This is a genomic window from Oceanobacillus locisalsi (assembly GCF_042675985.1).
In the GTDB taxonomy this organism is placed as follows: domain Bacteria; phylum Bacillota; class Bacilli; order Bacillales; family Amphibacillaceae; genus Oceanobacillus; species Oceanobacillus locisalsi.
The window spans coordinates 55436-75881 of sequence record NZ_JBHTKK010000018.1 but is presented as its reverse complement, the minus strand read 5'-3'; the positions used below and the strand labels follow the sequence as shown (position 1 = coordinate 75881).

At 37.5% G+C, this 20446-nt stretch carries 19 protein-coding genes, 8 tRNA genes and 1 pseudogene; 7 read left to right on the top strand and 21 right to left on the bottom strand.

From position 1 onward, the window contains the following. Positions 1–24: 24 nt before the first annotated feature. Positions 25–192 (bottom strand): hypothetical protein, encoded by a 168-nt coding sequence (locus tag ACFQ19_RS14190; RefSeq protein ID WP_187378596.1) that lies wholly within the window; start codon positions 190–192, stop codon positions 25–27. A gap of 14 nt (positions 193–206) precedes the next feature. Next, positions 207–2141 carry an aconitate hydratase gene (locus tag ACFQ19_RS14185; RefSeq protein ID WP_379593160.1) on the bottom strand — a complete coding sequence of 645 codons (1935 nt, stop codon included), beginning with the start codon at positions 2139–2141 and terminating at the stop codon, positions 207–209. 697 nt (positions 2142–2838) lie between these two features. On the opposite strand from ACFQ19_RS14185, the gene ACFQ19_RS14180 reads away from it, so the two are divergent. Both ACFQ19_RS14180 and ACFQ19_RS14175 read left to right on the top strand, forming a co-directional pair. After that, positions 2839–2964: a hypothetical protein gene (locus ACFQ19_RS14180; protein ID WP_379593158.1), complete on the top strand. Its 126-nt coding sequence runs from the start codon at positions 2839–2841 to the stop codon at positions 2962–2964. After that, positions 2964–3602, top strand: a complete 639-nt coding sequence (locus tag ACFQ19_RS14175) for a protein kinase family protein (RefSeq protein WP_379593156.1) — start codon at positions 2964–2966, stop codon at positions 3600–3602. The genes ACFQ19_RS14180 and ACFQ19_RS14175 overlap by 1 nt, the downstream gene beginning before the upstream one ends. 614 nt (positions 3603–4216) lie before the next feature. On the opposite strand, the gene ACFQ19_RS14170 is transcribed toward ACFQ19_RS14175, so the two are convergent. The 4 genes from ACFQ19_RS14170 to ACFQ19_RS14155 form a co-directional block, all read right to left on the bottom strand. Beyond that, positions 4217–4696, bottom strand: coding sequence for a GNAT family N-acetyltransferase (locus ACFQ19_RS14170; protein ID WP_379593154.1), 480 nt, complete (start codon positions 4694–4696; stop codon positions 4217–4219). Between the two features lie 56 nt (positions 4697–4752). Then, positions 4753–5601 carry an SDR family oxidoreductase gene (locus ACFQ19_RS14165; protein ID WP_379593152.1) on the bottom strand — a complete coding sequence of 283 codons (849 nt, stop codon included), beginning with the start codon at positions 5599–5601 and terminating at the stop codon, positions 4753–4755. A gap of 78 nt (positions 5602–5679) precedes the next feature. Further along, positions 5680–6498 carry a glycosyltransferase family 8 protein gene (locus tag ACFQ19_RS14160; protein WP_379593150.1) on the bottom strand — a complete coding sequence of 273 codons (819 nt, stop codon included), beginning with the start codon at positions 6496–6498 and terminating at the stop codon, positions 5680–5682. Continuing rightward, positions 6495–6653, bottom strand: coding sequence for a hypothetical protein (locus ACFQ19_RS14155; RefSeq protein ID WP_379593148.1), 159 nt, complete (start codon positions 6651–6653; stop codon positions 6495–6497). Before ACFQ19_RS14155 ends, ACFQ19_RS14160 begins: the two co-directional genes overlap by 4 nt. Positions 6654–6843: 190 nt before the next feature. Between ACFQ19_RS14155 and ACFQ19_RS14150 the strand changes: the two genes are divergently transcribed. Both ACFQ19_RS14150 and ACFQ19_RS14145 read left to right on the top strand, forming a co-directional pair. Continuing rightward, positions 6844–7425, top strand: a complete 582-nt coding sequence (locus ACFQ19_RS14150) for an NADPH-dependent FMN reductase (protein ID WP_379593146.1) — start codon at positions 6844–6846, stop codon at positions 7423–7425. A gap of 158 nt (positions 7426–7583) precedes the next feature. After that, positions 7584–8300 carry an SDR family oxidoreductase gene (locus ACFQ19_RS14145; protein WP_379593144.1) on the top strand — a complete coding sequence of 239 codons (717 nt, stop codon included), beginning with the start codon at positions 7584–7586 and terminating at the stop codon, positions 8298–8300. Positions 8301–8627: 327 nt separating this feature from the next. On the opposite strand, the gene ACFQ19_RS14140 is transcribed toward ACFQ19_RS14145, so the two are convergent. Together ACFQ19_RS14140 and ACFQ19_RS14135 are read right to left on the bottom strand one after the other, a co-directional pair. Beyond that, positions 8628–9173, bottom strand: a complete 546-nt coding sequence (locus ACFQ19_RS14140; protein ID WP_379593142.1) for an NAD(P)H-dependent oxidoreductase — start codon at positions 9171–9173, stop codon at positions 8628–8630. A gap of 425 nt (positions 9174–9598) precedes the next feature. Further along, positions 9599–10645, bottom strand: a complete 1047-nt coding sequence (locus tag ACFQ19_RS14135) for an LLM class flavin-dependent oxidoreductase (protein ID WP_379593140.1) — start codon at positions 10643–10645, stop codon at positions 9599–9601. 206 nt (positions 10646–10851) lie between these two features. Between ACFQ19_RS14135 and ACFQ19_RS14130 the strand changes: the two genes are divergently transcribed. Continuing rightward, on the top strand, positions 10852–11223 hold the full coding sequence (locus ACFQ19_RS14130; RefSeq protein WP_379593138.1) for a winged helix-turn-helix transcriptional regulator: 372 nt from the start codon (positions 10852–10854) through the stop codon (positions 11221–11223). 128 nt (positions 11224–11351) lie between these two features. Here the strand turns inward: ACFQ19_RS14130 and ACFQ19_RS14125 are convergent, their stop codons facing one another. The 3 genes from ACFQ19_RS14125 to ACFQ19_RS14115 all read right to left on the bottom strand — a co-directional run bounded on the left by ACFQ19_RS14125 (position 11352) and on the right by ACFQ19_RS14115 (position 15869). After that, a complete protein-coding gene (locus tag ACFQ19_RS14125; protein WP_379593136.1) occupies positions 11352–12752 on the bottom strand; it encodes an NCS1 family transporter in 1401 nt (466 codons plus the stop codon). A gap of 233 nt (positions 12753–12985) precedes the next feature. Next, positions 12986–14119 carry an NADH-dependent flavin oxidoreductase gene (locus ACFQ19_RS14120; protein WP_379593134.1) on the bottom strand — a complete coding sequence of 378 codons (1134 nt, stop codon included), beginning with the start codon at positions 14117–14119 and terminating at the stop codon, positions 12986–12988. A 976-nt stretch (positions 14120–15095) separates the two neighbouring features. Beyond that, entirely contained in the window at positions 15096–15869 is a 774-nt protein-coding gene (locus ACFQ19_RS14115) for an alpha/beta fold hydrolase (protein ID WP_379593132.1), read from the bottom strand. A gap of 140 nt (positions 15870–16009) precedes the next feature. Between ACFQ19_RS14115 and ACFQ19_RS14110 the strand changes: the two genes are divergently transcribed. After that, entirely contained in the window at positions 16010–16486 is a 477-nt protein-coding gene (locus ACFQ19_RS14110) for an Rrf2 family transcriptional regulator (RefSeq protein ID WP_379593130.1), read from the top strand. Between the two features lie 396 nt (positions 16487–16882). After that, positions 16883–16969, top strand: a pseudogene (locus ACFQ19_RS14105) (hypothetical protein); the annotation flags it as partial. 409 nt (positions 16970–17378) lie between these two features. Here the strand turns inward: ACFQ19_RS14105 and ACFQ19_RS14100 are convergent. From ACFQ19_RS14100 to ACFQ19_RS14055, 10 genes are all read right to left on the bottom strand, one after another. Further along, the gene (locus ACFQ19_RS14100; protein WP_379593128.1) at positions 17379–17798 is read right to left on the bottom strand and encodes a cytidine deaminase; all 420 of its coding nucleotides are present in this window, start codon (positions 17796–17798) and stop codon (positions 17379–17381) included. Between the two features lie 733 nt (positions 17799–18531). Beyond that, complete coding sequence (locus ACFQ19_RS14095) at positions 18532–18729, bottom strand: hypothetical protein (protein ID WP_379593126.1); 198 nt, start codon at positions 18727–18729, stop codon at positions 18532–18534. A 653-nt stretch (positions 18730–19382) separates the two neighbouring features. Next, positions 19383–19466: transfer RNA gene (locus ACFQ19_RS14090), tRNA-Leu, on the bottom strand. Positions 19467–19479: 13 nt separating this feature from the next. Further along, positions 19480–19565: transfer RNA gene (locus ACFQ19_RS14085), tRNA-Leu, on the bottom strand. A gap of 10 nt (positions 19566–19575) precedes the next feature. Next, positions 19576–19651: transfer RNA gene (locus ACFQ19_RS14080), tRNA-Lys, on the bottom strand. Positions 19652–19744: 93 nt separating this feature from the next. Beyond that, positions 19745–19819 (bottom strand) — tRNA-Gln (locus ACFQ19_RS14075). 7 nt (positions 19820–19826) lie between these two features. Beyond that, a tRNA-Asp gene (locus tag ACFQ19_RS14070) sits at positions 19827–19903 on the bottom strand. A gap of 28 nt (positions 19904–19931) precedes the next feature. Next, positions 19932–20003 (bottom strand) — tRNA-Glu (locus tag ACFQ19_RS14065). 16 nt (positions 20004–20019) lie between these two features. After that, positions 20020–20110 (bottom strand) — tRNA-Ser (locus tag ACFQ19_RS14060). Between the two features lie 5 nt (positions 20111–20115). Next, positions 20116–20190: transfer RNA gene (locus ACFQ19_RS14055), tRNA-Asn, on the bottom strand. Between the last annotated feature and the right edge of the window lie 256 nt (positions 20191–20446).

The window sequence follows — 20446 nt, the reverse complement described above, 5'->3', positions numbered from 1 at the left end:
CAGCACTGCTTCGGCTTCTCATTTTTAATCGATTACTCGGTGATTTTCATCGACCTGCAGCTTTTCCGTCTTTTCTACAGCGGCAACAAATCCATCACCATGACAAACAGTGCACGTATACTGCCACTGTTCATCATCTCTTAATAAGCCAGTTCCGTCACAAGCTTTACAAGCATGTTCCTGAGATCCCATAGCTGACTTCCTTTCTACTGTTTTTCTTTAATCCAATTAATAATTCCGCCAGCAAGAAGAATGTCAAGATGACGTTTTGTTAAATCATGCTGGACTGTAATGGTACGGTCTGTTCCTTTTAATTTAATATCGAACTGGTGCTGGTTCTGAATTGTTTGATGGATATTTCGAAATTCCAGCACGTCTTCCTGACGAACCATATCATAATCTCCTTCATTAACAAACGTTAATGGTAAAATACCGAAATTAATCAGGTTCTGCAGATGAATACGGGCAAAGTCTTTCACAAGTACGACCTTCAAGCCTAGATAACGAGGAGCAAGTGCTGCGTGTTCCCGGCTTGAACCTTGTCCGTAGTTAAAGCCGGCTGCTACCATATGGCCGCCTTCATCACGTTTCTTCATCGCCTTTTCATAATACGCATCATCAATAATTTCGAATGCAAAGGTACTGATTTTTTGAATATTACTGCGGTATGGTAAAACGCGTGAACCGCCGGCAAGTATTTCATCTGTGGAAATATTATCTCCCATTTTTAGTAACACTGGAAGATCAAAATTATCCTCAATCGGATCAAAATCTGGAATCGTAGTGATATTCGGTCCTTTTTCTAATTCAACTTGAGAATTATCTTTCGGAGGTTCTTCCAGCATTCCTTCTTTTCGGAAAACAGTTGGTTCTTGTACTTTCGGATAAGGCATATCCAATGTTCTCGGATCTGTAATAACACCTGTTAACACAGAAGCAGTTGCTGTTTCCGGACTGCATAGGAAAACACTGTCTTCTCTTGTTCCTGACCGGCCTGGAAAGTTTCTTGGCGTTGTCCGTAAACTATTTTTTCCTGTTGCCGGCGCCTGCCCCATACCGATACATCCATTACAGCCTGCCTGGTGCATCCGGGCGCCTGCGGACAGTAAATTCGCAATATGTCCATTTTCTACAAGCTGCTCCAACAATTGACGAGAAGTTGGATTAATATCCAAGGAAGTACCATTGGCAATCTCTTTTCCCTTCACAATCTCACTGGCAATTGCAAAATCACGATAACCCGGGTTAGCAGAAGAACCGATATAAGACTGGTAAATATCTTCTCCAGCCACTTCAGAAACGGGTACAACATTTTCCGGACTAGATGGTTTCGCAATCAAAGGCTCCAGCTCAGATAAATCAATTTCTTCATGTTCATCATAAACCGCTCCGTCATCTGCTTTTAATTCAATCCATTCATCTTCCCGTCCTTGCTGTTTTAGAAAATGCTTTATTTCTTCATCTGATGGAAATACGGTAGCAGTCGCGCCAAGTTCTGCTCCCATATTGGCAATAACGTGGCGATCCATGGCAGATAATTCTTTCACACCTGGTCCATAGTATTCAAGGACTCTGCCTACACCGCCTTTTACGCCATGGCGACGAAGCATCTCTAAAATGACGTCTTTAGCACTGACCCAATCAGGTAATTTTCCTTTCAATTCAATCCCCATAATCTGCGGCATTTTTACATAATAAGGTTCGCCGGCCATTGCCAACGTAACATCGATACCGCCTGCTCCCATAGCCAGCATTCCCATACAGCCATTTGCGCATGTATGACTGTCGGAACCTAATAAGGTTTTGCCAGGACGTGCCAGTTGCTGCATGTGAACAGGATGGCTGACACCGTTTCCAGGTCTGCTGTAATAAACACCAAATTTTTGAGCTGCACTTCGTAAAAACAAATGGTCATCCGCATTACGGAAATCTTCCTGAATCAAGTTATGATCCACATATTGCGCTGAAGCTTCCGTCTTGACCCGGTCGATGCCCATCGCTTCCAATTCCAGCATAACCATTGTACCTGTGGCATCTTGTGTCAAAGTCTGGTCAATCTTCAGACCAATTTCTTCTCCAGCCTTCATCTCTCCTGACAGCAAATGATCCTGAATTAATTTTTGAGCTGCATTAAGCTGCATGATTTCTCCTCCTTATGGTATACTGTCTTGTTTAGAATATGCTTATATAATTATTATTACACGTATCAAATAAAGTTAAACTGCTTATTGTGCCGAAAAGACCATCGTTTTTTTCCGGCATGTATCCGTTGCTATTCTAAGCAATTATTTCTACACATATTATCAAATAACATTCGCTTTATTTTGATTTTCTTTTCCTTCTCATCTCGGCAAAAAACAACACTGTAAGCAAAACCAGCTATCAGAAAATCGATCCCCCCATTCCAATAAGGTTCACCTCCAATAACAAGTCTCAAAATGAGTCTCATAATAGAGCTTATGAAAGCAAGTAAAGGCCATCTTCCCATCGCCTCTACTCTATCCCCGCTCCTTCCCGATTCTAGATATATATATTTACCCTAAAAAAGCATAAGAAACAGGGAACTACCTTCATTATATTATGAAAAGAAAGGCAGATACCAAAAAAATGCATTCATTATTGCACTTACAGAATAAGCTCTATATAATAAATAAAAACATGTATTGCAATAACCTCAAAGGGGAGTAGCATAATAGCAGCTGTCGTCATTACAGGAGAAATCCTCGGCACTGCTGGCAAGCGTTTCAACGGTTGCTTGCGAGACCTTTGTCCAAAAACAAGTGGGCAAAGGTCTCTTTTTATTACCTTTCGCCACACTTACTTTAAGGAGGAAAAAAGATGTCTAAACTAACCAAGCTTCTAAAGTCGCGAATGGTAAAAGAAGGAATAAGACAAGCACAAAAGCATGCCGTACCTGTTATCAAGAAAGAAATTGCCAAAAGGAAAGGCACATTTAAAAAATAATGACACACTCTATATACGCCTACTATGTATCCACTGTTTTATTTGCTGACAACACTAAACGTGTCCATGTACTTCAGCATCATAGCGATTTATTGCTGTATGGCATGGGAAGAAGTGCAGCCGTATTTAAAATGAAATATGAAAACAGGGTCATTAAAATATTTTATCCGCAATACAATCAAATTACAGAAGAAGAGAAACAAAACTATGAAAAATTAAATGGGAGCACCTATTATCCCGCTATTTATGAAGCAGGCATCAATTATCTGGTAATGGACTTTATGGAAGGCAAAACATTTTTTGAATGTCTTGCAGAAGGAATCCCCCTAAAACCTTACCATATCAAGCATGTGGACAATGGTTTACAATATGCAAGAAGTGTTGGATTAAATCCTTCAGATATACACTTGCATAACCTGATTCTGACAAACAATGATAACGTGCGCATCATTGACGTAGCACGGTTTTCCCAAGAAAAAGCATGCACGCAATGGGACGATTTAAAACGTGCTTACAGACAATATTATCAACGCCCTTTTTTCCCGAAAAAGGTTCCAAAATGGGTGATGCATACGATAACAAAGTTGTACCGTCTGTATAAATATATACCTCAAAAAAGGAAAAGATCGAAATGCTGACTCTTTTCCTTTTTACTCAACTTCGCACCTTAAAAAGTAGCTTCATTTCCAGAGAAACAGGAGTTGGTCGTTCTTTTGTTACCTCCCTTGACAGGAATAGATGGTAAGGTGTAAGGCGACCGCTGCGGCGGACCGTTTTGCTTTCCTAAGAACGCAACGTCCTGGGGTTGCGGTTACCAATGTTGTCAGGTTAATATGACCGCTACGGAAAAACACTACGCTTTCCGTGGGCTTGTCCTCAGCCTCCTCGAAAAAAAGAAGTTCGCTTTTTTTCTGCGGGGTCTTCACACTGCGCATTCCCACAGGAGTCTCCGTATTTTTCCTCCGCTAGTTAGCTTTCATGCTATCTGCTAGTAGCAACTATAATCTTTTGAAAATTCATTAACCTGACAACATTGCTGCGGTTACTCGCCCCATCAAAAACCGTTGTACGTCGGAAAGCGGAGGGCTTGGCCGGAGCGGAAACTGTACAGCCTATCTTGTTCAAAAAATAAAAGCATGATTGAACGAAAAGTAAGCATGATAATAGAAATCATGTTCATCCTGGAACAGCAAGAGTTATATGCTTATTCTCAGGTGCGAAAGTTGATTTTTTATATTCACTCGACCATACGCTAAATAACTGCAGCCATTTTTACCGTTTGAAAAGTATGATTCAATAAAGTCTCGCTAAACGTTTTTACATACGTGAATCCATGCTTCCGGTAAAATGTTTCTGCTTGGTGATTCCCCTTCTCCAGGTAAACCACTAGTTCATCGCCGCTTTGTAACGCCTTCTTTATTTCCTTTAAAAGTGCGCTGCCCAAGCCTTTGGATTGAAATGCAGGAGCAACATAAATAGCAGAAAGATCATTTTCTTGCTTACTTCGATGCAGATTTGCGAATGCCACAACGTCATTTTCCATTTCCCCTACGAAAAAGGTTGTCTTCTCCAGTTTATGATGGAGTTGATCGATAGAATACGCTTTTGCTAAAAATTGTTCTTGAACCGACATCGGAATCAAATCTTTATAAGCCGCTTCCCATGCTGTTTGAGCAACCTGCTGAACGGCAGCAAAATCAGCTTTTACTGCTTTTCTTATAATTATTCCCATTTAACTGCATCCCCCATCTCATTCATATACTGATGCACAATGTTTATTTTACTTCCTCATTCCTCATCCGTACGCAATTTTGTCCATTGCATACTTTTGGTATATAGATCCTTTTGAAGATCTTCATTATACGTAATAGGAGAAGTCTGCTCTATCTTATTGTCTTTAAAAAACGCACCTGTCGTGTCTGCTACTTCATCGGAAGTTGCTAGATAAATTGGAATTGCTGCACCTTGTTCCGGATTTTTTGAAAATAACTTCATCACGGGACGCAGCCACTTTGGTGCCAGACGTGTTGCTTGCGGCGTGTAAATAAAGCCCGGGTGCAGCGCATTAATCGTAACGCCGTTGTTTTCCAAACGTTTACTCATATAATACGTCATCATAAGCACAGCCGTTTTAGCTGTTTTATACGCCTGCATCCCTGCATAATCGGATGACGTTTGATGGACAGCGTCTTCCGGATGAAAATGTTTATCCTGCACAACAGATGCAATGTTAATAATTCTCGCCGGATGGGAAGCTTTCAATGTATCAAGCAGCAAATGCGTTAATAAAAATGGTGCCAAATAATTCACCGCAAAAGTCATTTCAAAACCGTCCTTATTTACCTGGTATTGACCAAATACGCCACCCGCATTGTTTATTAAAACATCTAAGGTTGTATAATGCTTCTGAACTTGTTCTGCCAGTTCCCGTATATCCTGCTGAGAGGACAAGTCAGCAATGCGTAAATCAACATCCTTATTGCCAGTAGAGTTTATTATTTTTTGACGAGCTTCTTCTCCTTTTTCGCCATTTCTGCACACTAAAATGAGCTGATAATTTTGTCTCGCCAGCTCAGCAGCTGTTGCGTAGCCAATCCCTGAATTTCCCCCTGTTATCAAGGCTGTTTTTCTTTCCATAAATATTCTCACCCTCCTTAAAATAATGCCCTATGCACAGCAGAAATAAATAATATACTTTGAAACTATAGCAATGAATTAACGTACTTCCTCCTTAAAAGCCATGTTCTCATAATGTTTGTACAGAGCGTGAAATTTTCCGTTATAATTCTTATGCCACGGCTTTTTCTTTCCGCAAAAATGAAGAAATACCGTGTAGCGCAATACATGATCAATGTCGAAAAACCCATTGGTCTTTAATTTATAGTAACGGTAGTATCTTGCATCATAATTAAAGATTTTTTCATCTAAGCTTTTGATTTTAGTGGAATACAGTGCATTCAAAATATCTTGGTCAGGTAAAAGCAGTCGTTTCCGGTTCTGTTCGACAAAAGTAAAGATATCCTGTTCCTTCACCCATTCTCTTTGCAGAGGCAAGTTCATCTGAAGTACCCCGGAATTATAATATTCATCGATTTCATATGCATTCAGCCTAAGCTTATTCACATCTTTGACGTTTATAAAGCTGTGGTAGGCAGCAGCATATAAATATCCTTCCATTTCCATGTCGTATAATTCCCGAACAGGGTTGAGAACGAGAATATCTGGATCAATATATAAAATACGGTCCAAATTCTCGGGTAAAAATTTAAAAGCCAACAACCGGTAATACATTTCGGTGGTAAAGTGCTTGAGGGTAGGCGTGTTGGCAAAATAAGCATCGTCTACTGTAAGAACTGTTAATGTGTGTCCATAATCCTGAATGTATAATTCCAGTTTTTTTAAATCTTGTTCATCAATGGTGGAATGCATTAGATAAATCGAAAAAGATTCACCCGGATTATTGGAAAAAAGAGAAGTCAGCATAACCTTCAGAGGATGTAAATAATGACTGTTTAACGTAACCAGAATATTCATAGAAAAATAACCTTCCCAATTCGTTGCATTACGCTAAAACGGTATGCTTTATTCTCCATAAAAGGAAATAAAAACAGTGACTTCCATTTTTCCAAAATAACATCGAACACAACTTGAAATTCTTTACAATTTTCACCTGCAGACTGATTCATCATTTGTAATTTCTCCTTATAATTATGCCTTCAAAACCTTTTTATATCAATTGGTTTCCTAAAAGTAACTAGGTTTAATTAAAGTGCCTACTTTTCAATAAGAGACTCTGGGGGTTATTATAACTCTAGTAATCAAATGAATACAATCTTATATTTGATTTATTTTATATCATTTTACATGGAGGGTTTTAACATGACAAGAATTGGTATTATCACAGGAAGTACACGTGATGTACGTGTGAACTTGCAAGTTGCAGAATGGGTAAAAGATTTTGCAGATAATAAAGATATCAATGCAGAATTTGAAATAGTTGATATTAAAGAAAGCGGTCTTGGACGTTTTAACGAAGCTATCCCGCCACTTATGACAAATAAAGAATACGCAACGGAAGAGCAAAGTATATGGTCTAGAAAAATTGATTCCTTTGACGGATTTATTTTTGTAACACCGGAATATAACAAAAATTTCCCTTCCGCTCTTAAAGACCATTTAGATTATTTAGGTGAGGAATGGCATCATAAAGCAGCTGGTATCGTAAGCTATGGTTCTACTCTAGGTATCGCAGCTTCCCTTGCCCTGCGTACAACATTATCGAATTTAAAAGTAGCAACTGTCGAACCACAAGGTGCCTTCAGCTTATTTAATGACTTTGAAAACATGGCAACATTCAAACCAATGGAAGTGCATAAACCAAGATTTGGCGAGATGATTGATGATGTTGTTGCCTGGTCGACTGCACTTAAATCTGTACGAAAAGAAAAAAGCTTCGCATAAAGTAAAACTTCCTTCAAGAAATTAGCGCCTATTATTCTCCGCCTCACTAAATGGAGTTTCAAACTCTATTTTTGGGGAAGGAGTTTGACAGGTGATTTTTCAATATTAAGAACAAATTATTTATTCAAAATACTAATTGAAAAGAGGCGAACGTAAATATGAAACTGACAAACAAAAAAATCGTTATTATCGGCGGATCTTCTGGTATTGGTTTAGAAACAGCAAAATTAGCTGTTGAACAAGGCGCAGAGGTAGTAATTGCCGGCCGTTCTGAAGACAAGTTGCAACAGGCTAAGAAAGAAATCGGTTCCGATATAACAACGTATACGCTTGATTTTACAGTTGAAAAAGAAGTACAAGCATTTTTTGAGAACGTTGGAAAACTTGACTCGTTAGTCGTTACTGCAGGAATTGCGACGTACGGCAACTTTACGGAAACAGACTCTGAACAAGATCGTCATTTGTTTGAAGGAAAATTCTGGGGACAGTATCATGCTGCAAAATACGCTGTACCGTATCTTCCGGAAGATGGTTCCATTACACTCTTCTCTGGCGTTGTAGCGTTTAAAGCAATGGAAGGTGCTTCAGCACTTGGAGCTGTTAATGCTGCAATATCCAGTCTCGGCCAAACACTAGCTTTAGAATTAGCTCCTCTCCGCGTGAACGTTGTTTCTCCTGGAGTGATTGACACGCCGTCCCGTTATGGTATGCCTGAAGAAGAGCGAAAAGCATTCTATAACTCCATTGCAGAAATGTTGCCGGTAAATCGTGCCGGCCAACCAGAAGATGTTGCAGAAAGTGTTATTTATTTACTGCGTAACGAATTTTCTACTGGGGAGATTCTGCATGTGGAAGGCGGACACAGATTAGTCTAATAGAAAATAGTAAGTTCCTGCTTCTGCCCATGTTAAACAAAGAACGATTTTGCATTCGCAGGAAATGACAATGATATGCTCTCTTTATAGCGGACAGAGAATAATAAACATTCTCTTAAGCTATACAGGGAGCATTTATTATTTCTAACATACTATCAGTCATAGATTACAGGAAGGACTGCACCATAAATCCCTCTTGCCTACTGATTCAAGCCTGAATTAAAATAAACCAAACCCGTCAAAGTTAAGCTGGAGGTTTGGTTTATTTTATCTATTATACACAAAGCTTTTTTATTGCTTTTTTATTTACGGCAGCTCATTACTACATTAACGAACAGAGTTTAGTGTTTGTTCTGGATTCAATACATAACGCACATATTCTTTCGCAATTGCTGCAAGCTCTTCATCCGATTTATGCCCTATACCATTTACTGCAAATGGCGGCAGATAGTTTGCACTGACAAAGTTAGCAGCTGCCTCCAGAGGACGTAATAGTTCGGCTACGGTGAATGTAACATCCCCTTCTGCAGTATAACCTTCCTCGGCAACGCCTGTCGTTACAGCAACAATGACTTCTTTTCCCTGAAATTTATCTCCGTTTGTTCCAAAAGCCCAACCATAGACAATGACTTCTTCCAACCATTTTTTCAGCAATGGAGGTGCACTGTACCAATAGAAAGGAAATTGGAAAATGATGCGATCATGATTTTCTACCAGTTCATGTTCTGTTTGCACATCGATTTTTTCATCCGGATAAGACGCATAAACATTATGAACAGTAGTATCCGGGTGCTTTTTAATTTCTTCCACTAAGTGACGATTACCACGGGATTCGGATAAATTGGGGTGAAAAACAAGTACTAGGGTTTTCATTTTATATTAACTCCTTTGTATAAATTGTGTTTTTTTGATTACTAGGGTTATAATAAACCCTAAGTTTCTTTATGTGAAGAAGGCACTTTAACTAAACCTAGTTACTTTTAGGAAACCATTTGGCATACAAGAGATTTCGCATTTATCATGCTAATAAAAATTAAATTTGACGCCTCAGCCTAAAGAAAATGAAAAGCCATGGAAAATGCATTGAAATGCCATCAAATAATTTAGTTTCCTAAAAAACCAAGCCTGCCAAAAATAATTTGGCAGGTTTTTGGGATAAATGAAACTTTTTACTACTTTCGTTTTGGGTAGGTCAGATGTTGTTAAATCAATATTTTCATTTCATATGTTTTAGGACACACACTACTTTTAGCATGCTATATATGAATGAAAAACGATTGATTATACATTTTGATTCATTACTTATTTTTTAGTAATTCTTTGACTCTTGGAATTACTTTCTCACCATAAAGGCGAATCGTTTGGAAGCGATGCTTTTGAAGTTGTCCTCCCACACTATATACTAAATTAAATCGCTGCACACCAACAGCTGGTATCATTTGGGCAATTTTCCGGGCAACGGTTTCTGGACTTCCAACATAATACGCTCCATGATTGACTTCGTATTCAAAGTGTTCTCTTTTCATCGGTGCCCCGCCTCGTTCTTTGGACACTCTATCCATCGTAGCTTTTATATAGTCCCACGCAATCTCTTTGGCTTCTTCATCCGTTTCAGCAATAACGCCCAGAGAATGCATTCCTACAGATTGAGGCGGATTCCCTAATTCTTGCGTTGTTTTGTGATAAAGATCCACAAAAGGCTTAAAGCGTGCTGGATTCCCGCCAATAATGGCTAACATAACAGGAAAATTATATTTTGCTGCACGAACAATAGACTCTGGAGTACCGCCCACACCTACGACAACATCCAGTTTTTTCTCTAATTTCGGATAAACTTGAACATGATCAAGGGATTGCGTGAGATTTCCTTTCCAAGTAACTGGTTCGTTTTTAATTAACTCATTAAGAAGCGCAATCTTTTCTTCAAAAAGTTCATTGTAATTTCTTAAATCATAACCAAAAAGCGGAAAAGACTCCGTATAGGCTCCACGCCCGATCATCATTTGAGCGCGCCCATTTGATAAAGCATTAATGGTCGCAAAACGTTCTTGTAATCTTACTGGATCATCAGAACTTAAAACTGTAACCCCTGTACCGAGCGTGATATTCTTCGTTACTAAGGAAAGTGCAGCTAAAACCGTATCCGGGCTTGAGATGGAATACTCTTCACGGTGATGCTCGCCCAAGGCAATTGCATCCACCCCATGCTCATCCGCTAATTTTGCTTCTTCCACAATGTTTCGCAATGATTCTTCATAGCTCATTCGTTCTTTTGTATCATCTTTATAAGCAATATCACCAAATGTATCCAGGCCAAATTGCAATTGGTCAACATTTATATCCATAGGTAAACCTCCTCATTTTACTTTTTCGTATAAATACTAATAAAATAAATCAAAGAATAGTATTGTATTCATTTGGTTACTAGGGTTATAATAAACCTAAAGTTTCTTTTTAGAAAGAAGGCACTTTATTTAAACCTAGTTACTTTTAGGAAACCATATGATATATAAAGGATTAAAACATACTCTTATAAAGGAGAGATAATAAAATGGCAAATCAACCTACAGGCGAAAATTGTAAAGAACTTCAAGCTGCATTAGATATTATTTCTGGTAAATGGAAGCCGATTATTTTATTCCATCTTATGGAGAATGAAACATTACGTTTTAGCGAATTGCAACGAGCTATTCCGGAAATCACGAAAAAAATGTTAACTTCCCAATTAAGAGAATTAGAATATAATAACATCATTGATCGCAAAGTTTATCAACAAGTACCTCCAAAAGTGGAATATTCCATGTCAGATTACGGTCATGGATTAAAGCCATTATTAGTATCGATGAGAACTTGGGGCTTTAACCACTTGGAGCATTTAGAGAATTTATATGGAGAAGATAATGAAAAAGTGATGGAAAACTAATTCCATTTATTACAGAAATGAGTCCATAAAAAACACCAAGTTACTCTAATAATGAGTGACTTGGTGTTTTTCCTGTTATCAGTAATCATAAACACCGATCCCCCCTTTGGAAATCGGTGTTTTTTTGATTACTGATTATTATTCTCAAAAATTGTATTTTTCCTAAACGCTGACTTTTTGAAAGTATACTTCATAAGAAGCGGATAGATAATAGCAGCAGATACAAAGCCAATAATCCAGGCTAAGTCGACTTGTATAAACGCCAACCCTGCAGCTATAAGCATCGCAATAATTGCAGCTTTGTTTGTTCCAGCAAATTGACCATCTTTTTTATATAATTCTTTTACATCAATATGTTGTTTTCTAAGCAGGTAATATTCAACAAGCAGGATTGCTATCATCGGCCCCAAAAAGGCGGAATAAGTGAGAACAAACATGTCTAATCCTTTTGCATTGTCATCCTGAACAAGTATCCAGGGAAAGGAAACGGCTGCAAGCAGTCCTGTAATTGTCACAGCTATTTTATAATTCAACTTTGTAAATAATTGGATAACATATGTCGGTGTTACAATATTTGCCACCATGTTTACTGCAATGGAACCAAATACAATAAATACAGAAATAAATAATTCAATATACACATTATCAAACAATGCCGGCAAACCGCGTGCCGGATTTGTAAAACCAGTTGCACTTGCAAGCATCGCACCTACTGTAATAACTGAACCATATGCGATAACAATCGGAATGAAGTAGAGCAATCCTCTTTTTTTATCTGAATAACCTGTTTTCAGCTCTCTTGAGTAATCAGCAGCACTCAGGAAAATAGCTGCGTAATTACCTAGAAAAATCATTATAAATCCCCAAAAAGGAATTCCCCAAGAACCTGATGTGTTAATCCATGTGTCCCTTATCGCTTCACTGTGGTTTGTCACTAAAATAGTAAATACAGTAATTACTATTCCCATCAGAACAACAGATGCAACCGATTCGACCCATTTAATACTCTTAAAGCCTTTCATGGAGAGTAAGATTTGGATAGCTAATAAGATAATAAAACCGAGTGCAACATTATCCAGAGCACCATTACTTATAATTATAAATATTTCATTTAATGCCGTACCGCCAATCCAGCTTTGAATACCATACCATATGACTGCTGGCACAGCACGAAGCAAAGAAGATACGAGCGTCCCCTTTTCACCGAATGACATTTTTAATTGTGTTACATAGGGAATGCCTGTACGATACCCGGCACGATCATTTAATGCAAACATAAGCGATATAATACCAATCGCGATGATAGCTGCAGTAAAAGTTTGCCAGATATTGAGTGTTGCAGACCCGGCAACAATAACACTTGCTCCCAGTGTCATATTTCCCATATTCACACCGTCACCAATCCATAATGCACTATATCCGAAAGTTCCCATCTCTCTATCTTCCGGGCCTAAAGGTTGCAGGGAATCTGTTTGTGCTGCTGCATCTGCATTTTCTAGCGGCTCATCACCGTTTACTTTCTTAGACATGTTTCCAACTCCTATGTTTAAAATATTTGTTTTCTTATCTATGAGCTATATTGAACGAAAAAGTCTTCATCTGCAACTAATTGTTAAGGGATTTATTATTCAGTAAGCGAATATAAATAGAGGAAACGCAGCTACAAAAATGATTTGAAAATATGTAAAGCAAAAGACCATAAGAAAAACGCCACAAAGCGTTGAATATCACTTTATAGCGTTTTTCCCATTCCTTCAAAAGATTACTTCTCATCCGTTCTTGGCAATGGGTAGAAACCATCATTAAATTGCTTCCATAAATCAAGCGGTAAATCATGATAATCTTCTCTGTAAGGATCGAATTCTGACATGATTTCTTCCTCTTTTCCATTTTGAATTTTATTAATGAAACGATGATCTAATAGAATTTCCCTGCCTAGGGCTAATAATTCTACATTGTTTGATTCTACAGCTTCAAGTGCTTGTTCCGCAGTAAAGATGGAGCCAATACCAATTAACGGCATACGGCCGTCTATCCACTGATGCAGCAATTTAATTCTTTCTTCCCCTTGATATTTACCTTCACGCGTTTTAGCGTGTATATCCATTAAGGAAACATGTAAATAATCCAGCGATTTGTTGATTAAGTTTTTCACTAACTCCTCCGTGATTTCCATACTTATACCAGGGGTTTCTGCTTCTTCTGGTGAAAATCTATAACCGACGATAAATGTATCTTCTGCATAAGTTTTAGCCGTATTCACAACTTCATCTACAACTCTCATCGGGAATTTCAATTTATTTTCTCCCCACTCATCATCTCGACGATTATAATATGGTGAAACAAATTGATGGATTAAATAATGGTTTGCACCATGAATTTCTACACCATCAAACCCAGCTTCGATAACTCTGCGTGTTGCTTCCCCAAATGCTGTGATGGTTTGTTCAATTTCTTCATGCGTAATTGTTCGAGCATCATGCTCCCCTTTTTCATCGAAACTTTGCAAAGTAACAGGACTTGGAGCAGCTACATCTCCGTTCGGTGTTAAATATGGTAGTGATTGTGCTCCGCCATGATGTATTTGCACGATAGCTTTTGCTCCATTTTTCTTCATCGCTTTAGCTAACCGCTTCAAACCATCCAGGTCTGAATCATGCGCAACAGAGGGTTGTCCTGGAAATGCCTTTCCTAAATCAGTCACATTACTGGCTGCAGAAATTGCCAAGCCTACATCTTTCGAACGTTGCTCCATATAATTAATTTCAACATCAGAAATAGTACCATCATCGTGTGAAGATACATGTGTAAGTGGTGCCAAGACAAATCTATTTTTCAATTCTACCTTATTAGGTAATGCTACTTTTTCAAATAATGGTTCAAACTTTTTATTCATTGCTACAATGCCTCCTGTATAGTGAAACTTCATCGCTAGATATTTTTACTTCATCAATTATTCGGGAAATAACGGAATGATAAGCAAAAAAGCAACTTGCACATCTTTTTTAGACGTAAGACAATGTCTAACGATAATAAATCCATTATCTCTATATTTGGATACTAAAGTTCCGGATGGTTATATCAGTCAGAACATGAAAATCTCTATTAAATTTCATGGCATACATATTATTCGATAATTTTCGATATGTCAACCTATACACTAAAATTACTTACATATGGAAATTAGCCCCTGTATCAGATCCTCTTTATTGTTTAATAAAATGATTTTATTACGCCAAACTAGTATCTGTTCTCTTTTATGCGGTCGTAAGTGAAAAATAGTCCACACTTATTAAAAGGTATGGACTATTTTTCACTTACGTATAAAGAAATATAATAACTTCGCACGTATTTGAGCTAATTATTACTGTCATTACAAAATAACTTTTTACACCCTAAGAAAGAAAAACTTTTACGTTTTAAAAAAAAAGCCAAGATACCTAATAACTTGACTTTTTCAAAACACTCTCTTATTTTATTTTTGGTTCTTTATCAAAATCTAAGGGTGACATAGTGATTTCATTTTGCTGTAATTTACCACTGTGGAAATACACTATGCTTTCCATTGGCTTGTCCTTAATCTCTCCAATAAAGAAGAACTAAAGTGATTGCAAGCCAGCAGGCGCAAACAGAGCTATAGTCGCACTTATGCCTCGCGGGTAAAAGAAGAATGCTTTTTCTTAGGGATCTTCATACTGGGACTACGTTTACTCACCCTATCGAAAACCGTTGTGCTTACTCGTCCACCAAAACCGCCGTTAGAGTTGGTTTCCAGTATTACATTTATTTATATTTTCCAACCATAGATTTTAGTGTTGACCCTTATTTTTTAGATAGATTCACCTTTTTTTAGGACCTTATTCACTCTCCGTTTAATTGTCACTGATTTCCGTATAAAAGTCATGAACTAGTTTATTGATTGTTTCAGGAGCTTCTATCTGTGGAAAATGGTTTAATCCATCAAGCTCTACCCACCTTGCATGAGTAAATGTGTCAACAATAGTATAAACAACTTCTTTTGGAGAAACAACATCATGTGTGCCATGAACAACCAACATAGGCATTGGAAGGTTTAAAGCATTCGAATCAGGTTGATAATGAAGAATTGCTCTAGTTTGATTTTTGAATACTGTTGGTTGCCATTTACCTGCCTCCAAAGCAATTTCTTCAGAACACCCCAGTTTTTTATAAAAATTCGCAGCATCGCTTGGAGTGGTTTGATGGGCAGCCCACATTTCTTCATGCGACTCACCTTCTATTGCTCCGCCCGAAATAGTAGGTCCCCCCATCATAATAATTCCTTTTACAAGATGCGGATACTTATCAGCAAACGCAATAGCTGCCGCACTACCTAAAGAATGAGTAACTAACAAAAATGAGTCAGTCACTTCAGCAGCGTCAAGTACAGCCTTTAAATCGGCAACATTTTTTTCTGTAGTATAGAAAGATGAATCTACAGGTTTGCTGGAAAGACCGTAGCCTCGATTGTCATGTGTGATACAACGATAAGAGTTCTTTATTGCTTTAATCTGGTGATTCCAGATATCATGAATTCCCATATAACCAGATTGAAAAACAATAGTAGGCCCATTTCCTTCTATTTCATAATAAATTTCCAAGCCATCATTCGTTTTAGCCCAGTTCATTAAGTACACTCCTTTATTATATCTCAAATTAACTAGTTGTTATAATAAAATTAACATCCAGTTGCATGAATTATAATAACAACAAATGAAAATAAGGTCAAGTTGTGTTATACTAAAAATGTATTAATGGAGGTGACTGAATGAAATATTCAACGAAATTTAGCGATGCAATCCATATCTTGTCGTTTATTTATATTTCCAAGGATCAGGATTTATCCAGTAAGGCTATCGCTAAGAGCATAAACACACACCCTTCTTATGTCAGACAGATTATGTCCTCTTTAAAAAAGGGAGGTCTTCTTATCAGTGTTCATGGACATCCGAATCCAAGTCTGGCTCGTGAACCAGAAAAAATAAGTCTGCTTGATATTTACAATGCTGTAGAAGGCAACAGACAACTTTTGCACTTGAAGACACAAACAAATCCAGATTGCATAGTTGGTTGTAACATACAAAAGATTACAGCTGCATACTTTCAAGAAATTCAGCAAACTACTGAACAAAAAATGCAACAGGTTTACTTATCTGATTTGCTTCATAGTATCAATAAGGTTCAACAGGATAGCACGAACGAATTACAAAATTTTTGGCTTTCTAATGTTGAAGATGCTGATTGAGGAAATCACATTTTATTAAAATACAATTGCGATTAGTTTCCACAATCTTCATAAGTATAATAATAGAGATCCCATTTTAAATTCTCTTAAAATTAATCCCCTTCCATATACCTATTTGCATCCAGACATTGAGTCGATCCAACCTAAAAAGCACTCATTCCATAGATGGAAAATGAGTGCTTTTAACATTTCAAGAGTTTAAAACTCTTGTTATATCCGCCTTTACATTTAATGTAAGCGTCAAATAATCCCCACCTACAAGTTATAAACCACGCATGAGATAATCTCCATAGAAAATCATTCAGAGGTTATGCGATGACAAATGCAGAAAAAAGAACAGAATGGAAAGCAAGATATGATGCTTGGAAAGCTAGTGGTATGTAAGCTGCCGCGTGGTGTAGAGAACAGGGCATGAAGGCGAATCAAATGTATTATTGGATTCGCAAGTATGAAAGAGATGTTGCCTCTACACCCTTGTATTAAGCTGGTATAAAACTGGTGCAAATCCATTAAAAAAAGCACTCATTTTCCATCTTTGGAATGAGCACTTTAAAATTCCAAGAGCTTAAAACCCTTGATATAATCAACTTTACATTTGATGTGGACGTCATGAGTCGAATCCACACAGATATTCACCTACCAGATCCTCATCGGATAATATCGTACCAAGTATACTAAAACTTGCTATACGTACTTTCTTATACTCTCATTACTTCATTAAATCTCTATTTTCACGCCTTCTTTCTGGCATGAAATAAGCTTTAAAATAAGACCAAAAATCAAACATTATCAGTTTCAAATAAGATAGTGTTTCGTGTTTCAGTTAATCTTCTAACCTACTTTAACATATACAAAGAAGTCTTATTAAACAACCGTACCCAATTGCGGAACTTTAGGCATCAAATAAGTCTTCATCTGGATAAGCAGCTGTCCAGTGGTAAGGTTGTACTTCTGATAAGGTTTTAAAAACAACATCTTTTCCAGGTATACTAACTGCTACTTTTACACTTGGTCCCCAATAAAATAGTCTTTCCTGACATACACCACAAGGAGATAAGACCTTAAATTCTGAATGCTCATCATCTCGCACCAAACACATGGAATGAGTCACCTTTTTTCCAAGTTTATGAGCCTCAAGGATTGCTCCTGTTTCCATACATAATTCAGTAGATGCAACAATGACTTCAGGGGCTATACTTGTTAAAATCGTACCATCTTCTAATGCCATTGTAGCAGCGCCACCCCAACCTGAAGAGTATTTGGCTTTAATTAATTTAACTGCTGAATCATACAGTTTCTTTTCTATGTCCATTGTTATTCCCCCTAGCAAATGATAATTGCAGCATATTTTGTGACTTAAACTGAGTTATGTTACTCAATTAAATTGCCCGTTTGTTAAATTTTCTTAATCAATCTATCAAGATAATTCTATCAGACTTTATCAAAGCAACAACAGTCGTTTTAAACAAACATGGCACCAAGCTGTTACTACAATATTAAAAAAGCACTCGTTACCATCTATGGAATGAGTGCTTTTAACATTTCAAGAGTTTTAAACTCTTGTTATATCCGCCTTCACATTTAATGCGGTCGACGGGAGTTAAACCCACATGAGTTATTCACCCACCAGACCCTCAAATCTAGTTTCAGCGTACTTTATACATAAGTACATTGATTCTTCTTTATTACATCTTTTGATTCAATCTTACAGCTAGTTTGGTTTAATTTTGGTCTTAAACATCTAAAAATTTTTCAAACATTCAAACACAAAAATATAATTATCATACTCGCTTAATTTTCCTCTAGGTATTTTATCTTCATTACTGAAAACAGCATAAGTATCACATTGTACATAAGACGCTTTAGATAAACCAGAATTAGGGCTATCTAAAATAGGTACACGATTAAATCTTGGTGTACCAGTTATTTTCAACCCCACTGCTTTATTTTTATCTTGAGTTAACATAATAATAAAGACAGGGCGATTTTTAGCACCTGCCCTTCTTCAAATGGGAATCTCAATTCATAAATGTAACCTGGTTTCATTAGTCATCTTCCGTCCAAAATTTATATTGAGGATGGTCTGGTGTTATATCTACATTTCCAAAACGATCGACAAGTAATACATCATCTAAGTCTAGCTTTGACGTATCAATTCGTTTTGAAATAGCTCGTAATCTGCGTTCTTCTACATCTTCTCTAACAGCTTTAGCTGATTTTTTCTCAGGAGTATTTGAAATCATTCTTCTTCCTCCTTTTTTCTTCAATACCAATCACCACCTTATGGTAATCAGTATATGCATTTTTATTAAAAATAATAATATCTACATCTATATTATATCAGATAATGTGTGCATCATCCACTTGATTATTTACTGTGTCGGTAATTCGTTTACAACTACCAAGCTGCAAAAACTTTGACATGGATAAATTTATTTTTACAATGTGTATGAACATTTGTTTCCAAATAAGCAAAGAGAAACTGCCGGCAAATCAGACAATTTTTTAATGATTCATCTAGCCCAACGTACCATAACGCTGTTTTACAATATGTGAAGAATTGGAGGTCGTTGCATGGAAAAATCCATCTAACTCAACAACAAACTGATGCAGTTAAATCTATCAAATACGTATCAACAAAATCTCAAACAGTTAGAAATTCTATTAACAAGACCTAAATATGTTTGTTTAAACAATTTGAGTTTAGATGAACTTTGTCGAGTATTTTATACTTTTAAATCCGAACAATAAGTAAAATCCATTTTCATCCATATATTGACGTGGTACCACCCTGGTATCACAACATTAAAAAAGCACTCATATTCCATAAATCGGAATGAGTGCTTTTAAAATCTCAAGATCCTATAACTCTTGTTATATCCGCCTTCACATTTAATGCGGTCGGTGGGAGTCGAACCCACACGGGTTATTCACCCACCAGGCCCTCAACCTGACGCGTCTGCCTTTCCGCCACGACCGCAAAGAATATAATATGGTGCGGATGAAGGGACTCGAACCCCCACGTCCAACGGACACTAGAGCCTGATTCTAGCGCGTCTGCCAATTCCGCCACATCCGCAATATTAAAATGGTGAGCCATGAAGGATTCGAACCTTCGACCCTCTGATTAAAAGTCAGATGCTCTGCCGACTGAGCTAATGGCTCTATTTGATATAAATGACTTTCTATAGTCTCTATCAATAAAAAAATACTATTATTAGTAATAGTATCCGCATGTACACTTTCTAAAAAATAAAATGGCTGGGCCACCAGGATTCGAACCTGGGGTGCACGGGATCAAAACCCGATGCCTTACCGCTTGGCTATGGCCCAACAATAATGGCGGTCCGGACGGGACTCGAACCCGCGACCTCCTGCGTGACAGGCAGGCATTCTAACCAGCTGAACTACCGGACCAATTATTTATTTTGAATTTTTAAAAAGATGACCCGTACGGGATTCGAACCCGTGTTACCGCCGTGAAAGGGCGGTGTCTTAACCACTTGACCAACGGGCCATTATAAAAATGAAAATGGCGGAGAAGGAGGGATTTGAACCCTCGCGCCGCTTACACGGCCTACACCCTTAGCAGGGGCGCCTCTTCAGCCACTTGAGTACTTCTCCAATAATGGCTCCACAGGTAGGATTCGAACCTACGACCTATCGGTTAACAGCCGATTGCTCTACCGCTGAGCTACTGTGGAATGTAAAGTAATCAGTTACTTGCTATGTAATATCCTTATTAAGCAACAACAAGAAATATCGTACAATATATCCTGTTTTTTGTCAACAAAATCTTTAAAATTTCTTAAAAACTTTTTTCGGCTTAGAAATAAGTAGATGCATTCCAAGTAATTTGACAATAACTGTGACGTACAATTGCTGAAAAACAAATTGTCATCTCATGTCAGCTTAATTAATTTACCACGTATCATATCTGTTCGTCAATACTTAAATCTA

Coding starts and splice junctions, on each gene's coding strand:
- ACFQ19_RS14190 (WP_187378596.1), bottom strand. CDS start 192: ATGGGATCTCAGGAACATGCTTGTAAAGCTTGTGACGGAACTGGCTTA.
- ACFQ19_RS14185 (WP_379593160.1), bottom strand. CDS start 2,141: ATGCAGCTTAATGCAGCTCAAAAATTAATTCAGGATCATTTGCTGTCA.
- ACFQ19_RS14180 (WP_379593158.1), top strand. CDS start 2,839: ATGTCTAAACTAACCAAGCTTCTAAAGTCGCGAATGGTAAAAGAAGGA.
- ACFQ19_RS14175 (WP_379593156.1), top strand. CDS start 2,964: ATGACACACTCTATATACGCCTACTATGTATCCACTGTTTTATTTGCT.
- ACFQ19_RS14170 (WP_379593154.1), bottom strand. CDS start 4,696: ATGGGAATAATTATAAGAAAAGCAGTAAAAGCTGATTTTGCTGCCGTT.
- ACFQ19_RS14165 (WP_379593152.1), bottom strand. CDS start 5,601: ATGGAAAGAAAAACAGCCTTGATAACAGGGGGAAATTCAGGGATTGGC.
- ACFQ19_RS14160 (WP_379593150.1), bottom strand. CDS start 6,498: ATGAATATTCTGGTTACGTTAAACAGTCATTATTTACATCCTCTGAAG.
- ACFQ19_RS14155 (WP_379593148.1), bottom strand. CDS start 6,653: ATGATGAATCAGTCTGCAGGTGAAAATTGTAAAGAATTTCAAGTTGTG.
- ACFQ19_RS14150 (WP_379593146.1), top strand. CDS start 6,844: ATGACAAGAATTGGTATTATCACAGGAAGTACACGTGATGTACGTGTG.
- ACFQ19_RS14145 (WP_379593144.1), top strand. CDS start 7,584: ATGAAACTGACAAACAAAAAAATCGTTATTATCGGCGGATCTTCTGGT.
- ACFQ19_RS14140 (WP_379593142.1), bottom strand. CDS start 9,173: ATGAAAACCCTAGTACTTGTTTTTCACCCCAATTTATCCGAATCCCGT.
- ACFQ19_RS14135 (WP_379593140.1), bottom strand. CDS start 10,645: ATGGATATAAATGTTGACCAATTGCAATTTGGCCTGGATACATTTGGT.
- ACFQ19_RS14130 (WP_379593138.1), top strand. CDS start 10,852: ATGGCAAATCAACCTACAGGCGAAAATTGTAAAGAACTTCAAGCTGCA.
- ACFQ19_RS14125 (WP_379593136.1), bottom strand. CDS start 12,752: ATGTCTAAGAAAGTAAACGGTGATGAGCCGCTAGAAAATGCAGATGCA.
- ACFQ19_RS14120 (WP_379593134.1), bottom strand. CDS start 14,119: ATGAATAAAAAGTTTGAACCATTATTTGAAAAAGTAGCATTACCTAAT.
- ACFQ19_RS14115 (WP_379593132.1), bottom strand. CDS start 15,869: ATGAACTGGGCTAAAACGAATGATGGCTTGGAAATTTATTATGAAATA.
- ACFQ19_RS14110 (WP_379593130.1), top strand. CDS start 16,010: ATGAAATATTCAACGAAATTTAGCGATGCAATCCATATCTTGTCGTTT.
- ACFQ19_RS14100 (WP_379593128.1), bottom strand. CDS start 17,798: ATGGACATAGAAAAGAAACTGTATGATTCAGCAGTTAAATTAATTAAA.
- ACFQ19_RS14095 (WP_379593126.1), bottom strand. CDS start 18,729: ATGATTTCAAATACTCCTGAGAAAAAATCAGCTAAAGCTGTTAGAGAA.